Below are 20,806 nucleotides of genomic sequence, written 5' to 3'. Positions count from 1 at the left end.
GGGTCCCCCGCTAGATTTTCAGGCAAGGAAACAGGGGCAGGACCATGTCGATCGAGGATACGGGGCGGACGACGCACACACTTGCGGCGCTCATGGAACTTCGCAAGCGTATCCTGAACGGTGATTTTCCCGGCGGCACGCGGCTTTTCGAGGTACCGCTTGCCGAGACGCTGCAGATTTCCCGAACTCCAATTCGCGAGGCGATGTCGCGCCTGGCCGAGGAGGGGTTGCTGGACCGGCTCGCCAATGGCGGATTCGTTGTCCGCAGCTTCACGTTTGCCGATGTCGTAGACGCGATCGAATTGCGTGGCGTGCTCGAAGGGACGGCGGCGCGGCTCGCAGCCGAGCGCGGAGCGCCGGCGCGGCGGCTGCAGGAGATGGAAGAGGTGCTGATCCAGTTGGATGACTGTTTCGGTGCGGCACCCAACGACGTGGATTTCGAGGGCTATTCGGAGCTCAACGGGCAGTTCCACCGCATCCTGGTGGAGCTCTCCGGCAGTGCGGTCCTGCAGCGCGAAATCGATCGCGCAACGCGTCTGCCCTTCGCTTCACCCTCGGCATTCCTCTCTGACCGAACAAATATCGATGTCTTCAGGCAGTCGCTTCATGTGGCGCAGGAGCAGCATCGCGCGCTGGTATCGGCGATCGGTTCACGGGAGGGCACTCGTGCAGAGTTCATCGCGCGGGAGCATGCGCGGATTGCTCGCCGAAATCTCGAATATGTGACCCTCGAGGATCCTGACCTGATCCTCCGCGTCCCGGGGCTGGCACTTCTCAACAGCTGATTTCCAGTAATCAATCAAGGCAGTCTGGACCCGCATGCATACAGGGTGGATGACGCCTGAGAGAAATTCGCCCTCAGCCCCCTTGATGTTTTGCCCTGAATGAGGATGATGTATACATCATCACTCATCTCAGGGAGGAGATATCGTGACGAGATCCAGTCTTTCGGACGTCATCAGTGCCAGCGGCAACGTCGTGGAGATGCTCCGCAACTCCAAGGTCGGAATGTATGTATACCCGGTAGTGGCGCCGGAGTTCACAAACTGGCGCGACGAGCAGCGTGCCTGGCGCGAATCCGCGGTCCTGTTCGATCAGTCCCACCATATGGATGAAGTGATCGTCGAAGGGCCTCAGGCAGCTGCTTTCCTTGAGTATGTCGGGATCAACAGCTTCGCCAACTTCGACCTGAACCGTGCAAAGCACTTCGTACCGGTGACGCCGGCCGGCCACGTGATCGGTGACATGATCATCTTTCGGGAGCGGGAGGACAAGTTCATCCTCGTCGGACGTGCCCCGACCGCCAACTGGGTGCAGTTCCAGCAGGCAATCGGCAAGTGGAACGTGCGTATACATCGCGATCCACGCTCGCCCTCGCGACCGGACGGCAAGGCGGTCTACCGCACACACTACCGCTTCCAGATCCAAGGGCCGGATGCGCCGAAGATCTTTGAGAAGATGAATGGCGGTCCGGTCCCGGACATCAAGTTCTTCCACGTCGACTGGATCAATGTTGGCTCCAAGCGGGTGCAGGCACTGCGCCACGGCATGGCGGGCGCACCTGGCCTCGAGATCTGGGGGCCTTACGCTGATCTTGAGTATATCCGTAGCGTGATCCTGCAGTCGGCGCGTGACGCCGGTGTCGACCTTCACCAGGTCGGCAGCCGCGCGTACTCCACGAACACGCTGGAATCTGGCTGGATTCCGTCGCCGCTGCCGGGGATCTACACCGGTGACGGCATGATGAAGGAGTACCGCGACTGGCTGGGCGCCGACAGCTATGAGGCGACGGGGGCGATCGGCGGCAGCTTCGTGTCCAGCAACATCGAAGACTACTACGTCAATCCCTTCGAACTCGGATACGGTTTCTACATCGGCTGGAAGTCCGACTTCATCGGCAAGCAGTCGCTTGAGAAGATGAAGGACGGGAGGAACCGCAAGAAGGTAACCTTCGAATGGAATGCCGAGGATGTCGTCAAGGTCATCGCTTCCGCCTTCCAGCCCGGCGAAGACCACTACAAGTGGATCGATTTCCCGCAGCCTAACTATGCGTCCACCAGTGCCGACATGGTCATGCACGACGGCAAGATGGTCGGCATGTCGATGTTCAACGGCTACAGCTACAACGAACGCTGCCTGCTTTCGCTTGGCGTGGTCGATGCCGATGTCCAGGAAGGTGACGTACTGACGATGATATGGGGCGAGCCGAACGGCGGCACCGGCAAGACATCGACGGAACGCCACAAGCAGGCGGAGATCCGTGTGCGCGTGTCGGCAACCCCCTATGCCCGCGAAGCTCGCGAGAACTACGCCGAGAGCTGGCGTACGAAGAAGGCCGGCTGATCCGGCCCGTGACGGGCGTGCTATGCGCGCCCGTCGCTCGGTTTCTGTTGCTTTACGAGGAGCGTCCGCTCGAACGTCGGACGTCTAGGGTTGGCCATGGGAATGACAAGCGTGTTTCGCAACGACGCGACGACTGAGAACTCAGCCTCGCTGGCATCCGTGCTCACGGACTGTTCCATTGAAGTCATGCCGCGAACAGCGGCCAAGATCGGTGACTTCCGGCAGATCCTGCCGCAGGGGACGCGGGTCTACGTGGCTCATATCCGCGATACGCCGATCGACGACATGGTGGCGACCGCGCGCCGCCTGACGGATGAGGGCTTCCAGCCGATGCCGCACCTTCCGGCGCGGATCATCCCGGATCGCCTGACGCTGGAGACCTGGGTAAGGCGCTATCGGGAGGAGGCGGGTGTCACGCAGGCGCTGCTGCTGGGCGGCGGCGTTTCAACCCCGGCTGGCGACCTCGACAGCTCGATCGCAATGCTGGAAACGGGCGTGTTCGACCGGCTCGGCTTTGACCGGCTGCACGTGGCCGGCCATCCCGAAGGGAACAAGGACATCGATCGTGACGGTGGTACAGCCGTTGTCGATGAGGCGCTCAAGTGGAAGCAGTCCTTCTCCGAGCGCACGGATGCCGAGATGGCCATCGTCACGCAATTCGCGTTCGAGGCGGCACCGGTAATTGCCTGGGCTGAACGTATCGCGGCCGCCGGGATCACTCTCCCTATCCATGTCGGTGTCGCTGGTCCGACAAAGCTGCAGACACTCATCAAGTATGCCGTAGCCTGCGGCGTCGGGCCGTCGCTCAACGTCCTGCAGAAGCGGGCTCTCGACCTGCGCAAGCTGCTGGTTCCGTACGAACCGACGGACTTCCTCGTGGACATCGCCGCCCATCGCGCAGCTTACCCGGAAAGTTCCATCGAGCGGGTGCATGTGTTTCCGCTGGGCGGGATACAGGCAAGCGCGGACTGGCTGGCGAGAGTGAGGGACGGGGCGTCCCACCAGGATTAGTGCCGCCGCTTCCAGCTTGCATGCGTAGCGCATCAGAAATATGAAGGGTGGTCGCGCTTGGCAGCGGCATGAACAGACGCGCCGGCGGACCCATACCTTCTGATGTACCAGTTTCCCAGCACCAAGACCTATGGCGGCTTCCTGTTCGACATGGATGGCACCATCCTCAATTCGATTGCTGCGGCGGAGCGGGTTTGGGGCCGATGGGCCACGCGGCAGGGTCTGGATCTTGGGACTTTCCTGCCGACCATGCACGGCAAGCGCGGCATTGATACCATTACGGCCCTGAACCTCCCCTGGATCGATCCGGTGGTGGAGGCAGCTGAAATCCTTCGTGGCGAAATCGAAGACGTCGAGGGTGTCGTTGCGATCGAGGGCGCGGCTGATTTCCTGGCGTCCCTGCCGCCGGAGCGCTGGGCCATCGTGACGTCGGCGCCTATGGACCTCGCGCGCGCAAGGCTCGCGGCCGCGGGTCTGCCGCAACCCCGTATCATGGTGACCGCAGAGGATGTTGCGGTCGGGAAACCCCACCCTCAGTGCTACCAGCTCGGCCTAGAGCGACTGGGCGTCGATGCGCCCGACGCAATGGTCTTCGAGGATGTCCTGGCCGGTGTCGCGGCTGCGGAGGCTGCTGGGACCGCCATCACGGTGATCACGGCAACCCACCAGCATCCCGTCGAAACCGACTATCCGAAGCTGCCGCACTACGGGGAGGTTAGGGTGGCGATAGGCGCCGGCGGGCGGCTATCCATTCAATTCCGTTAGCATAAGCGACGACACGGCCACCGCTCGTCGCAACGGTCAGCGGTGGATCGGATCCTTCCACAAGACTTCCTCGGGCTTCTCCACCGGTTCTATGTCCAGATTGACGACGACGGGTTCCTGACCCGATCGAACGAGGACGCATTCCAGGGTTTCATCCCGGCTGGCGTTGATTTCCTGGTGGGGCACGAAGGGTGGGACGTAGATGAAATCGCCAGGGCCTGCCTCTGCCACGAACTCCAGATTGTTGCCCCAGCGCATCCTTGCCTTGCCCTTGACGACATAGATGATGCTTTCGAGATCCCCGTGGTGGTGGGCTCCGGTCTTGGCGTTGGCGTGGATCGTGACGGTGCCGGCCCAGATCTTCTCCGCTCCGGCGCGCGCATGATTGATCGCGGTCGCGCGGTTCATTCCAGGCGTCTGGGCGGTGTTCGGATCCAGCGAATTGCCGGGTATGACCTTGACGCCGTTGTCGCGCCAGTCTGTCCCGGGGACTGGATGATCGTGATGGTCGTCTGACATGCCGTTCCTCGTGCACATATGGCGGGGCTCACCAACTCTTGCGAGCAGTGGGTCCGCGAGCCCCTGACCGGTAGCATGCCGGCTGACGGGAGCTAACGTGGCTTCGGCTCATTGTTCAACCTCCACGCACTGAAAGGCAAGTCCTTGGTGAAGGAGTTATTCACGCATCGCCCCCGACTAAGGCTCACCCTGTCTCAATGCGATATTCCCTCGGGCTTTACTTATCCCCCTGGTTCGTCATGAATGCTCGGACAGGACACAGCGGATATCGGAATGACTGAAGAAAAAGACCTGGAGAAGATACTGGAGCAGGAGAGGGCACTTGCCTTCCCGCAGTTCGATGGGGAGGCGGCCTGGAGGCTTGGCTCCTTGCTGCGGGACATGGCCCTGGAGCGAGGTGCCGGCGTGGTGATCGACATCCATCTCCATTCCATGCCGGTCTTCTACTGCGCCCTGTCGGGCACGACGGCGGACAATGCCTCGTGGGTACGGCGAAAGCGGGCCGTCACCCTTCGCTTTTTCCGGTCGAGCTATGCCGTCGGGTTGGCGCTTTCCCAGCAAGGCACGACCATTGAAGCGAAGTACGGGCTTCCATCGGCGGACTATGCGACGCATGGTGGCAGCTTCCCGATCACGTTGAAAGGAACCGGATGCATCGGCGCCGCAACGGTCTCGGGACTGCCTCAACGGGAGGATCACAATCTGGTGGTCGAGGCTTTGTGCCACATGCTCGACCAGGACCACGACGCTCTACGACTGACTTGAAGGAAACGAAATGGAAGCGCCCCACATCGTTCTGCAATTCTGGTTCCAGGAGTTGACGCGTAAGGAGTGGTTTCAGGTGTCCGCCGAGGTCGACGCCGAAATATCGGCGCGATTTGGCCGGACGCACCTCGATCTGGCACGAGGCGAGGTGACGGAGTGGCGGGGCTCGCCTGACCAGCGCTTGGCTTGCATCATCGTTCTCGACCAATTTTCACGTAATATCTATCGCGGCACTCCGCTGGCGTTCGCGGCAGACTGGATAGCTTTGCGCGAGGCTCGGATGGCTCTGGAGGCGGGGGCTGACATGGAGGTGCCGGAGGCGCGGCGGGCCTTTTTCTATCTGCCCTTCGAGCATTCGGAGAGCGTTGCAGACCAAGAGCTGTCGGTCCGATTGTTCCGCAAGCTCGGCGATCCTGAGTATCTGGATTATGCCGAGCGGCATCTTGCCGTGATCAGGGAGTTTGGACGCTTCCCCCACAGGAACGCGCTGCTGGGTCGCGAATCAAACAGCGCCGAACTCGACTATCTGTCGAAGCCCGGCGCCGGTTTCTAGACGTGCTGGGTTGCTTCTAGCGTCGGATCATCCGACCGACCCAGATCAGGATACATGCACCGATGAAGCCGGCGATGAGATAGCCGATCCAGCCGCCAAGACTGATGCCGAGAAGGCCAAGCAAGGCGTTGGCAATGATGGCGCCGACGATGCCGAGCAGGATGTTCATCAAGATGCCCATATTGCTCTTCATGAACTGCTCGGCCAGCCAGCCGGCGATACCCCCGATGATGATGGCCGCGATCCAGCCGATACCTGCGTCTTCCATGCCTTACCCTCCTGTGGTGGTTGCCGTTGGTAACGCGAGACAATGTTCCAAGGTTCCCGGCGCCTTTCCTTTGTTCGCCGTGGAACCTAGATTGCCGCGAAGCGAATCCATGATCCGGTGACCCCCGTTGAAGCTACGTCGTACTTCTTCCTTCTCTTTCGGCATCGGGCTCCTCCAGCTCATCTTGATGACCGCTCTGATGCTCACTGCTGTTCCGATGGGCAGGGTGCAGGCGCAGCAGCCGGCAGCAGCCGAAGTCACTGCGGATTCAATCAACGAGGAGATGGCGGAGAGGCTGGAGGCGTCGCGCCAGAGACTGATCGACATCCGCCAGCGTCTTGAGCAGACGCCGATTGAAGACCTGAAGCTCGCGGAGCTGCGCGTCCAGGCGGACGAGGTGGCTTCGGAACTAGAGAGCGCCTCAGCGGATCTGGAGACGCGCCTTTCGCAGATACAGGCGCGGTTGGCTGACCTGGGTGAGGCGCCCGCGGCAGGACAACCCGCCGAAGCCGAGGCGGTGACCGACGAGCGCAATCGCCTGACGACCGAGCGCGCCGAACTGACGGTGATCATTGATGATGCCGCCAACCTCAGAACCAATGCCAACCAGGCGACCAGCAGCATTTCGACATTGCGGCGTGATCTCTTCACCGAGACGTTGTTCAAGCGGACGGAGCTTTCGCCGGCGCTCTTCGGCGAGGCTGGCAAGGCATTCGTGCTCGAGATGCGCGATCTCGGCAACACTGTAGGGAGTTGGTTGAGCTTCGCATGGAAGTTCAAGAAACTCCCGCTGCTGGTTGCGATCTTCCTCTCGCTTGGGGCGGCCCTCGTTTTCCTCGCGGGCGGTCGTCGCCTTTTCGCGAGGCTGATCGCGCGGGATCCCTCGCTGGAGCAACCAACCTATATCAAGCGCCTTTCGCTCGCATTTTGGACGACCGTCACGAGGACGTTCTCGCTGACGGCCTTTCTTGTTGCATCCTATCTCTTCCTGGATGGCTTCAATGTGATGCGAAGGGATGTTGCTCCCATCATCGGGGCAGCATTCGGCTTCATCTGGTTCGTCTATTTCATCTGGCAGCTGGCCGATGCCGTTCTCTCACCGCGCTATCCCCGCTGGCGGCTTGTGCGGGTCACGGATCGAGGAGCCCATCCGCTGCTTTCAGCCATCGTCGCGATGGCTGTCGTCAACGGCCTCGACTATCTGCTTGGGGTGGTCAGCGAGGTACTGAATTCACCCCTGGAACTGACAATCGCAAAGAGCGTCGTCGCCTCGCTGGTGATCGGCCTCATCCTCCTCGCCCTGTCGTTTGCACGTCCGGTTCTGGATGAGGATCCGGCCCTGCCTGGACGCGGCTGGCCACGGTGGCTGGCGGTCCTGTTGCGGGTCATGGGGGTGCTGCTCATCCTGACGGTCATGGCAGGTTATGCGGGACTGGCGCGGTTCGTTGCCACGCAGATCGTGCTGACCGGGGCGGTTCTCGTCACCACCTACATTGGCATCCTGTCGGGCAAGGCGGTCGGCAAGGAGGGCGCGTTCGCGCGCACGGGGCTGGGCGAGCGACTGGCGAGGCGGTTCCAGTTGGGCGAAGTCGCGCTGGACCAGATTGGGCTTGCCGCCGGCCTTCTGGTCTACGCCATCGCTCTTCTTCTCGGCATACCGCTTATCCTGCTGACCTGGGGTTTTCAGGTCACCGACATCGAGGCCTGGATCTATCGCTTCTTCACCCGGATAACGATCGGCAATATCTCCATCTCGATTGTGGGAATCTTGGGCGGGATCCTGCTGTTCGGCTTGGGCTACCTTGCCACCAGATGGATCCAGAAGTGGATCGACAGCCACGTTCTTGCACGCAGCCATGTCGACACGGGCGTGCGAAATTCGGTCAAGACCGGCATCGGCTATCTAGGGATCGGGATTGCGGTCATCCTCGGCGTGTCGGCGGCCGGCATCGATCTTTCCAGCCTTGCACTCGTTGCGTCGGCGCTTTCGGTCGGCATCGGTTTCGGACTTCAGAATGTCGTCTCGAATTTCGTCTCCGGACTGATCCTGCTCGTCGAACGTCCGTTCAAGGTCGGCGACCATGTTGTTACCGGGACGACCGAAGGCATCGTCAAACGCATTTCGGTACGGGCGACAGAGATCGAGACCTTCCGAAAGCAGTCGATCATTGTCCCGAACTCGGACCTGATCAACGCGCCAGTCGGTAACTGGACCCATCGAAACCGGGTGCAGCGGTCGGAAATTCCCGTCTCCGTCGCCTATGGGACGGACCCGGAGAAGGTGATCGCGATCCTGCTGGAGATCGCCCGGGCGGTACCCGAAGTGCTTCGCAATCCGGAGCCCCATGTCGATTTCCTCGCCTTTGGCGCCTCCTCACTGGATTTCGAACTGCGCTTCTGTTTGGCGGATTATTCCGACGGGATCCGTATCCGGGCGGAAGTGCGCATCGAAATCCTGAAGCGTTTCGAAGTGGAGGGGATCGAGATCCCGTATGCCCGCCAGGACATCATGATCCTGCCACGCCCGGGTCGAAACAGGGAGGGGTCGGGGAAGGACGAAGACGGAACCGTAGAGGGTGGCGCCGGCATGTAAGCCGTCGCGGCAAGCTTTTCGCATGTCGTAATCAGGCGTTTCGTCTTGTGGCGGGAACTGCATAGTTCTTGCGGCCAAGGTCATGCATCGTCTTGTCAGGAAAGACGATCAACGCGAGGGGCGAGTGAATGAAGGCGAATGCGCGTGCCGTTGTCATCGGGGGCGGGGTTGTCGGTGTTTCGACGCTCTATCATCTGGCGAAGAAGGGTTGGAGTGACAGCGTCCTGATCGAGCGCAAAGAGCTGACATCGGGCTCTACCTGGCATGCCGCCGGTCTGCTGCCGCTTTTCAACCTGTCCTATTCGGTCGGCCAGCTGCACAAGTATTCTGTCCGGTTTTACGAGGAACTCCAGGCGGAGACCGGCTTGAATGTCGGTTTTGCGAAAGTCTCGAACATCCGGCTCGCCCGCACCAGGGATCGCTGGGACGAGTATATGTACTATGCCGGCATTGCCGAGACGATCGGCGTCAGGGTCAACGTCCTCACGCCGGAACAGGTGAAGGAGGTGTGGCCGCTCTGCGAGACGGACGGCCTGCTCGGCGCCATCCAGCATCCGGATGACGGGTATATCCAGCCGGCTGACCTCACCCAGGCGCTGGCGAAGGGAGCCCGCGACCGCGGGGCGACGATCTACCGGAATACCGCCGTCACTGCCATCGAGCAGCAGCAGGACGGTATGTGGAAGGTGACGACCGACAAGGGCGAGATCACCGCAGAGCACGTCATCTCCTGCACCGGAAGCTTCGCCCGCAAGACCGGCGAGATGGTCGGCATCAACATCCCCGTCATTCCCGTCGAGCACCAGTACATCGTCACGGAGCCCCATCCGGCGATCCGGGAGCGCCGGCGCCAGGGCCTGCCGGAAATGGGTGTCCTGCGTGAGTCGGATAGCGCCTGGTACATGCGCGAGGAAGCCGGCGGACTGATCCTCGGCCCTTATGAGGTCGGTGCGCCGGTCTGCTACGTCGATGGTCCCTCGGCGGCGAGCGAATACGAGCTTTTCCAGGAGGATCTGGACCGGCTGATGCCACACGTCGAGGCGGCCATCGCCCGCGTGCCGGCCTTTGGGGAGGTCGGCATCAAGAAGGTCTACAACGGGGCCATCGCCTATACGCCGGATGGCAATCCCATCGTCGGCCCGGCTCCCGGTCTCAAGAACTTCTGGCTGAATGAGGGCCACTCCTTCGGCATTACCGCCGCGGGTGGGGCCGGATGGCAGCTCGCCGAATGGATCGTGGACGGCGAACCGACCGTCGACCTGATGGGTGTCGATCCCCGGCGCTTCGGACCTTATGCGACGGAAGGCTACCTTATTGCCAAGAACGAGGAAGCCTATGCCAACGTCTTCACCATGCACTATCCGGATGAGGAGCGTGCCGCTGCACGTCCGCTGAAGACCACTCCAATCTACGAGCGGCTGAAGAAGCTCGGCGGCGTATTTGGTTCCGTCTACGGATGGGAGCGCGCGAACTGGTACGCGCCGGAAGGCTACGAGGTTCCGAAGGACCAGCTTGGCGTCGGCGCCGACGTCATCACCAGCCACAACCATGCACCGCGCCTGGACGACGGACGGATCGTGGAGAAGTGGTCTTTCCGCCGCTCGAATTACTTCGAACACGTGGGCAACGAGGTGCGGAACGTCCACGAGAATGTGGGCGTCCTGGACATGTCGCCCTTCGCCAAGATGGAAGTCTCGGGGCCCGGCGCCCGTGTCTGGCTGGACTCGATCCTCGCCAACGCAATCCCGAAGAAGCGCGGCCGAATCGCGCTTTGCCACGTCCTCACCCCGGCCGGCGGGGTACGGGCGGAATTCACGGTCTATGAATGGGCGCCAAACCGCTTCTACCTTGTCTCCGCCGGGGGGCTCGAAGCGCACGACCACGACCTGCTGCAGCGGCTGGCGCCGGCCGATGGTTCGGTCCATCTGCAGCCCATAACGCAGAAATACGGGGTGCTCGTGCTTGCCGGCCCGAAGTCTCGGGACGTACTAAAGAAGCTCACGCGCACCAGCCTTGAGAACATGGATTTCCCGTGGTTGACGGCAAAGCAGATCTCGGTCGGCATCGCGACGGCTCATGCACTTCGCGTCAACTTCGTCGGCGAACTCGGATGGGAGCTGCACCATCCGATCGAGATGCAGGCCTACATTTTCGACCGGCTGATGGATTCGGGTGCGGAGTTCGGCATCAAGCCGTTCGGCATCCGTGCCATGAGCGCCATGGCGGTGGAGAAATCCTACCGCAACCTGGGGCGTGAGCTGTCGATCGAGTACAACGCCTATGAATCGGCGCTCGACCGGTTCATCCGCCCCGAAAAGCCCTTCATCGGTCGCGACGCGATGATCGCCTACAAGGAAAAGGGCCTGAGGTGGAACTTCGTAACGTTGGTCGTCGAGGGCAACAGCGATGTCGACGCCCGTGGGTCGGAAGCGATATACGACGAGGCGGGGGAACTGGTCGGTCGAGCCACCAGCGGCGGATATGGCTGGCGGGTAGGGAAATCCTTGGCGCTCGCCATGGTGAAGCCGGGGCAGAGCGAGGCCGGCACGCGGCTGAAGATCAAAATCCTCGGGGACCTCTACGATGCGACCGTCGTGCCGGAAAGCCCGTATGATCCGGAGAATGCTGCACTCCGGGCTTAAGCACAGTAACAGGACCTTTACCAAGGACGCGGCTTCGGCCGTCTTTTCGTTCTTCAGCAACAAGTTAGCCACAGGAATTAACGCTTCTGCAAACGAGCTTCGCTAGGTTGTGCCAACTGGGGACAGCAACGACTGAAGGGGCAACATGACTTTCCTTGGCATTTCCGGGATGCAGTATTCCGGCCAATCTCTGGCGAACTCGCGCATCCTGCTTGCCGAGGATTCGAACGTCTTCACCTCCATGATCGGGACACGGCTCAAGGAGTTGTTCGGGATTCAGGTGGAACTCTGCCGGAGCTTCGAGGAGCTTCAACTCGCCTACGACCGCTCGACGACTCCGGTGACATTGGCGATATCCAACATCAACCTGCCCGGCGCCGAGAATGGCGAGGCACTGGAATATCTGATCGACCTCAGCATCCCGACGATCGTCTTCACCGGTACCTTCCACGAAGGGACGCGGGATCAGCTGCTGTCGAAGGAAATTGTCGACTACATCATCAAGGACAATGTCTTTGCCGTCGACATGCTGGCGGAATCCGTCGCCCGCTTCCTCACCAACCATCGCCACCATGTGCTGATCGTCGACGACAGTCCGACGGCTCGCGCCCTGCTGACCAGCCGCCTGAAGCGGTACAATTTCCGGGTCAGCACCGCAGAAAGTGGCGCCAAGGCACTCGAGATCCTGAAGAGCAATCCGGACATCGGTCTGGTCGTCACGGACTACAACATGCCGGACATCGATGGTTTTGAACTGACGCGCCGCATACGTTCCGCCCGCGGCTCGCACGAATTGCGCATCATCGGAGTTTCGTCCTCCTCCAACAGACTGCTGTCGGCGCGCTTCCTGAAAGCGGGCGGTAACGACTTCATGCTGAGACCGTTCATCGACGAGGAATTCTACTGCCGGATCAACCAGAACCTGGACACGCTGATCCAGATCCGTGCATTGAAGAATGAACGGCAGACTGCCGCCGCCTAGTGCCTGCGATAACTGCAAGTCTCGGCGGAGGCGGGTAGCGCGGCTACGCGGCCACGCTGGGCTTCGGCGATGCCAAGGTCAGCTTGCGCCCGGCGCGCTCCTGCTGCGGCGAGCGACCGTAGACCTCACGGTAGCATTTGGAAAAGTGCGACGCCGAAACGAACCCGCAGGCGACCGCTACCTCGACCACCGGCAGGGCGGACTGCACCAGCAGGTGGCGCGCCCGGTCGAGCCTGATTTCCAGATAGTAGCGGGCGGGGGAGCGGCCCATTTCCTGGCGGAACAGGCGCTCGACCTGCCGCCGGGAGAGATCTGCCTCCTCCGCAATCTCGACGAGCGACAGCGGCTCCGCAAGATGGCTCTCCATCAGCTCGATGATTGAAAGTACCTTGGCGTTCTGCACGCCGAGCCTCGCGCGCAACGGCAACCGCTGACGATCGTGCGGGCTTCGGACCCGATCGGTCAATTGCTGCTCGCAAATCCGGCTGACGAGGTTCTCGCCGAAATCTTCGCCAATCAGGGTGAGCATCATGTCGAGGGATGCGGTTCCGCCCGCGCAGGTATAGATGTTTCCATCTATCTCATAGAGGTCGGCATAGACTTCCGCCTGCGGGAAGGCTTCCGCGAAGCCGGGGAGGTTTTCCCAGTGGATGGCGCAACGGCGCCCCTCCAGAAGCCCAGCCTGTGCGAGAATGTGTGCGCCGGTGCAAAGGCTGCCGAGCGCGACACCACGGTTATGGGTTTCCCGAAGCCAGGCATTCACGCTTCTGTTGTCATAGGCCTCGACATCGATGCCGGAGCACACCAGCACCATGTTGGGGCGCTTCTCGTCCCCGAGATATTTTCGCTCCTGTGCGATCGAGGTGTCGACCTCCATGCCGATTCCGGCGGAACAGGTGACCTTTTCCCCATCGGCGGAACAGAGGCGCCAATCATATGCGCGGTAGCCAAGCATGCGATTGGCAATCCGCAGCGTCTCCACCGCGGCGGAGAATGGAAGCAAGGTGAACTCCGGAACGAGGAAGAAGACGAGAGTTCTTCTTGTTCCTCGAAGATCGCTGATCACGCTCATGCACGGTGTCCGTCGATTGCGAATGCCTGATTACGGATCGGAGAGTGGCACGGAAAACTGCGATCGGGAAGTGGGGCCCCTGGGGCCCCAGCTTTTTGTTCTCACAGTAGATCAGGTCGGTCCCCCTGCTAGTTGAGCAGGAGCAATCGTGGAGGCCGCACGAGCGGCATCACCGTCGATGTGGCTGATTCTCCGGTTGACGAAGGTCCGATGCGATAGGATCGCCGGCCGGCCAGCCAATGTCCTTTCGGATTTCTGCCGGCAAGCCATTCAGCACACGCTCCGTCCGGCGCTGCCTCCATTCATGTTGTAGTTGGGAGCTGAGGCGGGCGAGGGGGCGGGTGAGGCGGCGGATACGGCCGCCGGAGCTGCCGTTTAAGGGCGAGAGAATTGGCATGGTATCTACTCCGTTGGCTGATCGTCTTCAGGATGGGACGCCAGACGCATCAATCAATCTGATGTCGCGAATGGCATCCATCAACACTTGTGGTCAATTATCGCTTCAGGTTGTTTGTACGGGGGAGCATGCGACGTGATAGACGTTCAATCAAACGAAATGATATGGTGCTTAAGTTCAGTTTATTTGATGAGGACGCCATGGCTCCCTTCCGCCCACCGCTTCCGTTGCTTGACAACGACGTCTTGCGCACCTTCGTCGCGATTGCTGAAACCGGGAATTTCTCAACGGCGGCCGAGGTAGTCCTCAGAACGCCTTCGGCCGTGTCCATGCAGATCAAGAAGCTCGAGGAGCAGTTGAGGACGACGCTGTTCCTGCGCGACGCCCGATCCGTGTCGCTCACGCAGCACGGCGAGGTTCTGCTTTCCTATGCGCGGCGAATGCTGGCCCTGTCCAACGAGGCCGTTTCCCGTTTCGTCATGCCGGAACTGGCAGGCGTGGTGCGCCTGGGGGCGCCTGACGATATTGCCGAGCGTCTGCTTCCGCGCATTCTGAAGGATTTCGCCGATCAGTTCCCCGGGATCATGGTGGACGTCACTGTCGACATGAGTTCAGCGCTTCGGAAGCGGGTCGAGGAGCAGAGGCTCGATCTTGCCTTGTTCAACTGCACTCCGCGTTCCTTCCCTGGTGTTGGGGACGTCATCCACACGGAACGTCTCGTCTGGGCCGGCGCGAAATGCGGTAACGCTCACCTGCGCGATCCTTTGCCTATCTCGGTATGGGAGGAGGGGTGCTGCTGGCGGCAGGAGGCGATCGGACAGCTGGAAAAGTACAAGCGGATCTATCGGATCGCCTATGCCAGCGCGCACACCATGGCGCAGCGTGCAGCAGTTCTCTCCGACCTCGCGATTGCGCCGTTCCCCCGGTCTTACGTCTCCGATGAGATGGTCGTGCTTGGACAGCAGGAAGGCCTGCCGGATCTTTTCAGCTTCGACGTCCGGCTGCTGACGCGCCCACAACTTTCCGTGCCCGCCCGGGCAGTCGCGGAGAGCATCAGGGACTTTTACGGTCAGATCACACGCGCCGCTGCCTGACCCAAGCAATGCAGGAACATAGGCGCAGTCGACGGGACATTGAACTTTTTGCCGATTGAGGCGTTCGTGTGGCGGAAGGTCATTTTGCCTTGCACGACCGCAACCATCGGAGGACTTCGAGAATGACGCCCAGAAAAGCAACCGCCATCGCCATGCTCGTTTTCACAGCCGCTGCTCTGACTTCCTGTGGCAACACGATTCGCGGCGTGGGGCAGGATACAGCCAACGCCGTTGACGCAACGCAGGATGCAGGCCGCAACGTGGAACGCGCCGCGCGCTGAGCGTCAGACGCAAATCCCATCATGCAAGTGGAAAGCCGGCCGAGGGCCGGCTTTTTGCATTTCCGTTAGCGGTTCTCAGATCTTTGCCGCCGGATAGGCGCGTTCGAGCCCGCCTGACTCTGTAAGCCCGTCACGAAAAGCCGCATATGCCGCATGCTGGCTCGACCGTGCGGCCTCCATCAGCTTTACCTGCAGGCGAGCCGGCGCTGCGTACCCGAGCCACTCGCCGCACTGCCTAAGCTTCAGGGAGCTGAGGAAGCGCGCCTCCGCCTGGCGATCGAGATAGAGGTGCAGCCCATCGAGCAGGATCTCGTCCGAGGCCGGCTTCTCCATCAGCAGCCCGAGCCATGATCGGTTCTCATCGGTCAGGCCGGAGAGGCTGTCGGCGACCATGTCACGATTGGCGATCGGGGCGATCTTGCTCATTCTCATGTCCTCAGAGCTTTCCAGTGTATTCCCTCGTGCTATTGCAGAATGCTGATGCGAAGCTTTCGAAGCGAGCCAACGACGAACTCGATGACGGTGCGAGCCGGCTGCTATTTCAGTTCGTGGAGGCCCTGACCCAGCGGGTTCTGCCTGCATTCGCGTCAGGGACAAACACTGCGCCAGACACTATTGCAGTGCGGTCTTGACCCGCTTCTGCACGAGCGGGAGCACCCATTTGGACCAGACTTCCTCATGGGTCTTCAGAAAATGCTCCGCGGCCTCCCGGTTGCTGGCTCGATTTTCCTCCTGCCATGCGAGGATGCCGTTGATCGTGGCATTCGACCATTGCCGAGTCCGGATGTAGTCCATTGCGGGGGCGGCCTTCTCGGTGAATTCCTGTGTCACCAGGGTGAATGCCTGAGAGGTGGGATAGGAGTTTCTCTGTGGGCTCGCGCAGCCAGGGACGGCGGTACAGTTTTCCCACTCCACCTGATTGTGCGTGACCCCGAAGGAAAGCCGAGCCATGGGATATTTACCGAGCGCGGCAGTCGGCGCCCAGTAGTAGCCGAGCCAGCCCGTCTTGGTTTCGAACGCGCTGGCGATGGAGCCATCCAGCGCCTCTGCAGTGGCGGGTTCGAGCAATTCAAATCCCTTGTCCGCTGCGCCGAATGCCCGGAACAGGTTGCGGGTTGTTGCCTGACAACTCCAGTCGTCGGGACAGCTCTGGACTGCTGCCTTGCCGGGGGAGCGGGGAGAGGGGAAGAGGTCCGGCCGCGCCAGAGCATCGTCGACGGTCCGTATCTCCGGGTGTGCTTCGATGATGAATGCCGGGACCCACCAACCTTCGACCGCTCCCTCCTGGAGTATCTCCGCTCCCAGCAGCAGCCGGCTCTCTCCAATCGCTTTGGCCAGGGGCGCGCGCACGGCATTGATCCAGAACTCGGGCGCCATATCGGGTTGCGCCTTTGTGAGCATCGACGTGAACGTCGGTATTGTATCTCCGGGTACGAGTGTAACCTCGCAGTCGTAGCCGTGTTCGAGGATGATTTCGTCGATATGCGCGGCCACGGCAGCCGAGCCCCAGTTCATCTCAGCGATGCTAATGTCTCCGCACGCTGCCTCTGCAGCCCCGACCCTGATCGAGATCGTCGCCAAGAGTGCGCCGAGATAGACTGGTAGCCTGCTCATCTACAAACCGTCCCGATTTTGGCCGCACTTGCCGCCTTCGGCTGCACTGTCTCCAGGGGGAGCGGCGTTCTCTGTAACCATCCTTCAGACTAGGGTTTGCCCGGTTGAAATCAACCGCTTATTGCCTTGCGCCGGGGCACGCATTCGTGAGGGCAGGTGCAAAAAACCTTCGGAAGGATCGGCGGCTAACGTTCCGGTAACGATGTGACGCTAATCATCCAATCGCGGACGGTTGCTTCGCCGGAGCGCGGGTCAGGTAGTGCGTACCCGCCGCTTTGTCTCCCGGTGATCATGCTGTCCTGGAGCGCCGTCGGTTGACATCGATCCTGTCGCTCTCCATCTTTCTGTCGCGGCAGCGCGTCGCTGATGAACCAAGGCGGACGCCTCATGGATCTACGAATCGTCCGATCTTTCAGCCCCTGTGCTGCCGCAATCCACACTGATCCCCGTTCCACCCATTGCGCTGAGATGATTTGCCGATGAGCCGCCATGCGACGCTCATTCTCGGCGGAGCGCGTTCGGGCAAGTCTTCGTTTGCCGAACGGCTTTCCCGTGAAAGCGGGTTGGAACGCCACTACGTGGCGACGGGACAGGCATTCGATGATGAGATGGCGCAGCGGATCGCCCGGCATCGCGAGGATCGCGGCACCGGCTGGACGACGCACGAAGCTCCCGTTGGACTGGTGAGATGTCTGGAGAAGGTCGGGTCGGACGGTCGGGTCGTGCTTGTCGATTGCCTGACGCTCTGGGTCTCGAACCTGATGATGGCAGGAGAGGATGTGGAGCAGGCATCTGCGGAACTGGTCCATCACATCGAGAAGCGCCGGGGTAGATACCTCTTTGTTTCCAATGAGGTTGGCTTGGGAATCGTCCCGGAGAATAGGATGGCCCGAGAGTTTCGCGACCATGCCGGCCGGCTGCACCAGCAGGTCGCTGCGGTTGCGGACGCGGTCTACCTCGTTGCGGCGGGTCTCCCGCTGAAGATGAAGGGATAGCAGAGGTCAGACGGTCTGGATGTCCATTTCTGTCGTGCGCCTATGTCTTCTGTGTCGCAAATCTGGTGTCGCCGGCCCAACAACCGGGGGCTCTGCGCCGTGGGCTTGTAACGCGACGAATCGCCGATATGGTGCGCGGCATTTCTCGTTTCCAACGGTAGCAGGGCACCAACATGCACAAGGTCATCTTCGACACGGATCCTGGCATTGACGACGCGATGGCGTTGCTTTTCCTCCATCGGCATCCGGAGATCGACCTTGTCGGCGTAACGACCGTTTTCGGTAACGCACCGATCGAGCTGACGACGCGAAATGCGCTCTACCTGAAACAGGAATGGGGCATTGCAGCGCCAGTCGTGCAGGGCGCGGGCGTGACCTACGACCCGGTGCGTCCTGAAGGCCACTGGCCCACCTTCATTCACGGGGAGAACGGGCTCGGCGACATCGACATCCCCGAGACGATGGAGGCGCAGGCGGATGCCCGGCCGGCATGGCAGTTCATCATCGATACGGTGAGGGCGCAGCCGGGAGAGGTAACGCTGATCGCTGTTGGCCGGATGACCAACCTGGCGCTGGCCCTGAAGGCAGACCCGGACTTCGCGGCGCTCGTGAAGGAGGTCATCGTGATGGGTGGTGCCTTCGATCTTAACGGCAATGTCAGCCCGGCCGCCGAGGCCAATATCCATGGCGATCCGGAAGCTGCCGATCTCGTCTTCACGGCGCCCTGGCGGGTGACTGTGATCGGCCTCGACGTGACGATGAAGACGGTAATGACCAGCGGCTATCTGGCGGAGATGGCGGCGGTCGGTGGCCCGGCAGTGCAACTCCTCTCCGATATCTCGCAGTTCTATATCGAATTCTACAAGCATCGGGTCGGCGACGGCATGGTGATCCATGACAGTTGCGCCTGCGTCTACCTTGTCGCTCCGCATCTTTTCAGAACACGCAGCGGACCGATACGGGTCGTCTGCGGCGGGATCGCAGACGGCCAGACGATCCAGAAGCCCGACGGAAAGGTCTTCCCGCCCGGTCACTGGGACGGCCATCCGAGCCAGCTCGTCTGCACGGATGTGGACGGCGATCGCGTTCTTGAGGTCATCCGGGCTGCAATCGTCGAGGGAAAGACAGCCTGAAATCGCCGCTACTGGTCAATGCCCGCCGCGTCGGCAAGCCGTTCAAGGTTCGGCACGGTGATGTGCCGATTGTTCTCGATCTGGATCACGCCGTCCTTGCGGAGCTTTGTCATCTGACGGCTCACCGTCTCGATCGTAAGGCCGAGAAAATCCGCAATGTCCGATCGTGAGAGCGGGAGGTCAAAGAAGCTCCTGTCGCCCACTTCGGGATCGCTGTGATTGGCGATGAGCCACAGGAAGCTTGCCACCTTTTCCTGTGCCGTCTTGCGGCCGAGCGTCAGCATCCAGTCGCGGGCGTCATCAAGTTCCTGGAGAGCCTGATTGTGCAGGAGGCGCTCGAGGCTCGGGGCGTCGCGCATCAGCCGCTCGATTGCCCGGCGGGGGAAGACGCAGATCTCGGTATCTGTGGCAGCTTCGGCGCTCATCCTGCTTTCACCCAGGAATGGACGTCCCATGAAATCGGGCGCGAACTGCAGGCCAACGATCTGCTGGCGACCATCCGCCATCACCTTCGACAGCTTCACCACGCCGTTCAGGATACTGCTGTAGGACGTTATGCTCTCACCCTGGCCGATCATTTCGTTTCCGGCCTCGACCTTGCGCCGGGAGGCGTGCTTGCTCAACTCGGCAAGCTGGGCCGGGGTGAGGGCGGAACAGATTCCTCCGTGCCGAGCTTCGCAGGATCTGCAGACTCCCGGAATGTCCCGACTCTGGGTCTCCTTGATCTGCATGTCCATTTGGCTGCCCCGATTGAGTTTGCAGTTGCGAAATGATGTTGATCATCGTCAACCGCTAATGCAGCGAATTGATCTGGATCAACATTGGCGAAATCGTCGCTGCGACACTTCGCGCGTTGAAGGATTCGAGGCTCGAACGAACTCGCCTTCGGCAACAGTCGGACGGCAAATGTTCCGGCGGGGTCAACGGGGATTGGCATTTGTCCCAGTTTTCCCTATGTGGGACGCTGAATCGTTATTTCAGAGGACATTGGCGTGACTGCTACATTCGATAAAGTTGCCGACATCATTGCGGAAACCAGCGAGATCGATCGCGAAACGATCACGCCTGAAAGCCACACGATTGACGACCTCGGCATCGACAGCCTCGACTTCCTCGACATCGTCTTCGCAATCGACAAGGAATTCGGCATCAAGATCCCGCTCGAGCAGTGGACGCAGGAAGTCAACGAAGGCAAGGTTTCAACCGAGGAGTATTTCGTCCTCAAGAACCTCTGCGCAAAGATTGACGAACTGAGGGCGGCGAAGGGCTGAAAAGCCATTCCCCAAGCGTCGCATGCTGCTTGAATACTTCCAGATGATCGACCGGGTGGAGAGCGTGGACCTCTCCACCAACGTATTGAAAGCTAGGTCGGTCGTTCCGGCGAGGAGCCCGGTCTTCGAAGGTCACTTTCCGGGAATGCCGCTTGTTCCCGGTGTTCTTCTGATCGAGACGATGGCACAGGCCTCCGGCATGTTGGTGCTCGCAGCCACTGATTTCGCGGCCATGCCGTTCCTGATGTCGGTCGATGGCGCCAAGATGCGGTCCTTCGTGGAGCCGGAGGCTGTACTCGACATCGAGGCGTTTCTGGAGCATGAGGGGTCCGGCTACGCCGTCACGAAGGCGAAGATTACGTCGAACGGCAAGAAGGTCTGTGATGCGCAGTTGAAGCTGCGGACCATGCCGTTCAGCGAGGTGCCGCTTGCCGACATCGTTCGCAAGCGTGCGAGAGAAGTCGGGCTCATGGACGCGCTTCAAGCTGGCGCGTGACCGCCAGGTAAT

At 61.0% G+C, this 20,806-nt stretch carries 21 protein-coding genes; 15 read left to right on the top strand and 6 right to left on the bottom strand.

The features are described 5' to 3' along the window. The first annotated feature begins 44 nt into the window (after positions 1–44). The 4 genes from NT26_RS09600 (at position 45) to NT26_RS09585 (ending at position 4,119) form a co-directional block, all read left to right on the top strand. Complete coding sequence (locus NT26_RS09600) at positions 45–785, top strand: GntR family transcriptional regulator (protein WP_052638592.1); 741 nt, start codon at positions 45–47, stop codon at positions 783–785. Between the two features lie 145 nt (positions 786–930). Beyond that, positions 931–2,343, top strand: coding sequence for a vanillate/3-O-methylgallate O-demethylase (gene ligM, locus NT26_RS09595; RefSeq protein ID WP_052638591.1), 1,413 nt, complete (start codon positions 931–933; stop codon positions 2,341–2,343). 102 nt (positions 2,344–2,445) lie between these two features. Continuing rightward, positions 2,446–3,354 (top strand): methylenetetrahydrofolate reductase, encoded by a 909-nt coding sequence (locus NT26_RS09590; protein ID WP_197570697.1) that lies wholly within the window; start codon positions 2,446–2,448, stop codon positions 3,352–3,354. 102 nt (positions 3,355–3,456) lie between these two features. Then, positions 3,457–4,119 (top strand): HAD-IA family hydrolase, encoded by a 663-nt coding sequence (locus NT26_RS09585; protein ID WP_052638589.1) that lies wholly within the window; start codon positions 3,457–3,459, stop codon positions 4,117–4,119. Between the two features lie 36 nt (positions 4,120–4,155). Here the strand turns inward: NT26_RS09585 and NT26_RS09580 are convergent, their stop codons facing one another. Continuing rightward, on the bottom strand, positions 4,156–4,638 hold the full coding sequence (locus NT26_RS09580) for a cupin domain-containing protein (RefSeq protein WP_052638588.1): 483 nt from the start codon (positions 4,636–4,638) through the stop codon (positions 4,156–4,158). Positions 4,639–4,911: 273 nt separating this feature from the next. Between NT26_RS09580 and NT26_RS09575 the strand changes: the two genes are divergently transcribed. After that, positions 4,912–5,403 (top strand): heme-degrading domain-containing protein, encoded by a 492-nt coding sequence (locus NT26_RS09575; protein ID WP_052638587.1) that lies wholly within the window; start codon positions 4,912–4,914, stop codon positions 5,401–5,403. A gap of 10 nt (positions 5,404–5,413) precedes the next feature. Further along, entirely contained in the window at positions 5,414–5,956 is a 543-nt protein-coding gene (locus NT26_RS09570) for a DUF924 family protein (protein ID WP_052638586.1), read from the top strand. A gap of 16 nt (positions 5,957–5,972) precedes the next feature. Here NT26_RS09570 and NT26_RS09565 read toward each other — a convergent pair whose 3' ends face one another. Beyond that, complete coding sequence (locus tag NT26_RS09565) at positions 5,973–6,224, bottom strand: GlsB/YeaQ/YmgE family stress response membrane protein (protein WP_052638585.1); 252 nt, start codon at positions 6,222–6,224, stop codon at positions 5,973–5,975. Positions 6,225–6,423: 199 nt separating this feature from the next. On the opposite strand from NT26_RS09565, the gene NT26_RS09560 reads away from it, so the two are divergent. The 3 genes from NT26_RS09560 to NT26_RS09550 all read left to right on the top strand — a co-directional run bounded on the left by NT26_RS09560 (position 6,424) and on the right by NT26_RS09550 (position 12,441). Next, a complete protein-coding gene (locus NT26_RS09560) occupies positions 6,424–8,817 on the top strand; it encodes a mechanosensitive ion channel family protein (RefSeq protein WP_244467688.1) in 2,394 nt (797 codons plus the stop codon). 128 nt (positions 8,818–8,945) lie between these two features. Continuing rightward, entirely contained in the window at positions 8,946–11,459 is a 2,514-nt protein-coding gene (locus NT26_RS09555) for a GcvT family protein (RefSeq protein WP_052638583.1), read from the top strand. A 145-nt stretch (positions 11,460–11,604) separates the two neighbouring features. Beyond that, entirely contained in the window at positions 11,605–12,441 is an 837-nt protein-coding gene (locus NT26_RS09550; protein WP_052638582.1) for a response regulator, read from the top strand. Positions 12,442–12,484: 43 nt separating this feature from the next. On the opposite strand, the gene NT26_RS09545 is transcribed toward NT26_RS09550, so the two are convergent. Further along, positions 12,485–13,513 carry a GlxA family transcriptional regulator gene (locus tag NT26_RS09545; protein WP_082077669.1) on the bottom strand — a complete coding sequence of 343 codons (1,029 nt, stop codon included), beginning with the start codon at positions 13,511–13,513 and terminating at the stop codon, positions 12,485–12,487. Between the two features lie 597 nt (positions 13,514–14,110). Here NT26_RS09545 and NT26_RS09540 point away from each other — a divergent pair. Both NT26_RS09540 and NT26_RS09535 read left to right on the top strand, forming a co-directional pair. After that, positions 14,111–15,004 carry a LysR substrate-binding domain-containing protein gene (locus tag NT26_RS09540; protein ID WP_052638581.1) on the top strand — a complete coding sequence of 298 codons (894 nt, stop codon included), beginning with the start codon at positions 14,111–14,113 and terminating at the stop codon, positions 15,002–15,004. Between the two features lie 152 nt (positions 15,005–15,156). Next, positions 15,157–15,285 carry an entericidin domain-containing protein gene (locus NT26_RS09535; protein WP_244467737.1) on the top strand — a complete coding sequence of 43 codons (129 nt, stop codon included), beginning with the start codon at positions 15,157–15,159 and terminating at the stop codon, positions 15,283–15,285. A gap of 75 nt (positions 15,286–15,360) precedes the next feature. On the opposite strand, the gene NT26_RS09530 is transcribed toward NT26_RS09535, so the two are convergent. Continuing rightward, the gene (locus tag NT26_RS09530; RefSeq protein ID WP_052638579.1) at positions 15,361–15,711 is read right to left on the bottom strand and encodes a hypothetical protein; all 351 of its coding nucleotides are present in this window, start codon (positions 15,709–15,711) and stop codon (positions 15,361–15,363) included. A gap of 186 nt (positions 15,712–15,897) precedes the next feature. Next, positions 15,898–16,899, bottom strand: a complete 1,002-nt coding sequence (locus NT26_RS09525) for a glycine betaine ABC transporter substrate-binding protein (protein ID WP_052638578.1) — start codon at positions 16,897–16,899, stop codon at positions 15,898–15,900. Between the two features lie 479 nt (positions 16,900–17,378). Here NT26_RS09525 and cobU point away from each other — a divergent pair, with 479 nt between their 5' ends. Next, positions 17,379–17,894 (top strand): bifunctional adenosylcobinamide kinase/adenosylcobinamide-phosphate guanylyltransferase, encoded by a 516-nt coding sequence (gene cobU, locus NT26_RS09520; protein ID WP_052638577.1) that lies wholly within the window; start codon positions 17,379–17,381, stop codon positions 17,892–17,894. A gap of 173 nt (positions 17,895–18,067) precedes the next feature. After that, positions 18,068–19,027 (top strand): nucleoside hydrolase, encoded by a 960-nt coding sequence (locus tag NT26_RS09515; protein ID WP_052638576.1) that lies wholly within the window; start codon positions 18,068–18,070, stop codon positions 19,025–19,027. 8 nt (positions 19,028–19,035) lie between these two features. Here NT26_RS09515 and NT26_RS09510 read toward each other — a convergent pair whose 3' ends face one another. Beyond that, positions 19,036–19,764 carry a Crp/Fnr family transcriptional regulator gene (locus tag NT26_RS09510; protein ID WP_052638575.1) on the bottom strand — a complete coding sequence of 243 codons (729 nt, stop codon included), beginning with the start codon at positions 19,762–19,764 and terminating at the stop codon, positions 19,036–19,038. Between the two features lie 255 nt (positions 19,765–20,019). Between NT26_RS09510 and NT26_RS09505 the strand changes: the two genes are divergently transcribed. Both NT26_RS09505 and NT26_RS09500 read left to right on the top strand, forming a co-directional pair. Further along, positions 20,020–20,298, top strand: a complete 279-nt coding sequence (locus NT26_RS09505) for an acyl carrier protein (protein ID WP_003502893.1) — start codon at positions 20,020–20,022, stop codon at positions 20,296–20,298. Between the two features lie 22 nt (positions 20,299–20,320). Further along, a complete protein-coding gene (locus tag NT26_RS09500; RefSeq protein ID WP_052638574.1) occupies positions 20,321–20,794 on the top strand; it encodes a 3-hydroxyacyl-ACP dehydratase FabZ family protein in 474 nt (157 codons plus the stop codon). Positions 20,795–20,806 lie beyond the last annotated feature (12 nt).

The sequence above is a fragment of the Pseudorhizobium banfieldiae genome, assembly GCF_000967425.1.
GTDB classification, from domain to species: domain Bacteria; phylum Pseudomonadota; class Alphaproteobacteria; order Rhizobiales; family Rhizobiaceae; genus Neorhizobium; species Neorhizobium banfieldiae.
This window is presented reverse-complemented; position numbering and strand designations above follow the sequence as displayed.

Excerpts from the sequence above, each read along its gene's own strand:
- NT26_RS09600 (WP_052638592.1), top strand. The coding sequence starts at position 45 with ATGTCGATCGAGGATACGGGGCGGACGACGCACACACTTGCGGCGCTC.
- NT26_RS09590 (WP_197570697.1), top strand. The coding sequence starts at position 2,446 with ATGACAAGCGTGTTTCGCAACGACGCGACGACTGAGAACTCAGCCTCG.
- NT26_RS09585 (WP_052638589.1), top strand. The coding sequence starts at position 3,457 with ATGTACCAGTTTCCCAGCACCAAGACCTATGGCGGCTTCCTGTTCGAC.
- NT26_RS09580 (WP_052638588.1), bottom strand. The coding sequence starts at position 4,638 with ATGTCAGACGACCATCACGATCATCCAGTCCCCGGGACAGACTGGCGC.
- NT26_RS09575 (WP_052638587.1), top strand. The coding sequence starts at position 4,912 with ATGACTGAAGAAAAAGACCTGGAGAAGATACTGGAGCAGGAGAGGGCA.
- NT26_RS09570 (WP_052638586.1), top strand. The coding sequence starts at position 5,414 with ATGGAAGCGCCCCACATCGTTCTGCAATTCTGGTTCCAGGAGTTGACG.
- NT26_RS09565 (WP_052638585.1), bottom strand. The coding sequence starts at position 6,224 with ATGGAAGACGCAGGTATCGGCTGGATCGCGGCCATCATCATCGGGGGT.
- NT26_RS09560 (WP_244467688.1), top strand. The coding sequence starts at position 6,424 with ATGCTCACTGCTGTTCCGATGGGCAGGGTGCAGGCGCAGCAGCCGGCA.
- NT26_RS09555 (WP_052638583.1), top strand. The coding sequence starts at position 8,946 with ATGAAGGCGAATGCGCGTGCCGTTGTCATCGGGGGCGGGGTTGTCGGT.
- NT26_RS09550 (WP_052638582.1), top strand. The coding sequence starts at position 11,605 with ATGACTTTCCTTGGCATTTCCGGGATGCAGTATTCCGGCCAATCTCTG.
- NT26_RS09545 (WP_082077669.1), bottom strand. The coding sequence starts at position 13,513 with ATGAGCGTGATCAGCGATCTTCGAGGAACAAGAAGAACTCTCGTCTTC.
- NT26_RS09540 (WP_052638581.1), top strand. The coding sequence starts at position 14,111 with ATGGCTCCCTTCCGCCCACCGCTTCCGTTGCTTGACAACGACGTCTTG.
- NT26_RS09535 (WP_244467737.1), top strand. The coding sequence starts at position 15,157 with ATGCTCGTTTTCACAGCCGCTGCTCTGACTTCCTGTGGCAACACGATT.
- NT26_RS09530 (WP_052638579.1), bottom strand. The coding sequence starts at position 15,711 with ATGAGCAAGATCGCCCCGATCGCCAATCGTGACATGGTCGCCGACAGC.
- NT26_RS09525 (WP_052638578.1), bottom strand. The coding sequence starts at position 16,899 with ATGAGCAGGCTACCAGTCTATCTCGGCGCACTCTTGGCGACGATCTCG.
- cobU (WP_052638577.1), top strand. The coding sequence starts at position 17,379 with ATGAGCCGCCATGCGACGCTCATTCTCGGCGGAGCGCGTTCGGGCAAG.
- NT26_RS09515 (WP_052638576.1), top strand. The coding sequence starts at position 18,068 with ATGCACAAGGTCATCTTCGACACGGATCCTGGCATTGACGACGCGATG.
- NT26_RS09510 (WP_052638575.1), bottom strand. The coding sequence starts at position 19,764 with ATGGACATGCAGATCAAGGAGACCCAGAGTCGGGACATTCCGGGAGTC.
- NT26_RS09500 (WP_052638574.1), top strand. The coding sequence starts at position 20,321 with ATGCTGCTTGAATACTTCCAGATGATCGACCGGGTGGAGAGCGTGGAC.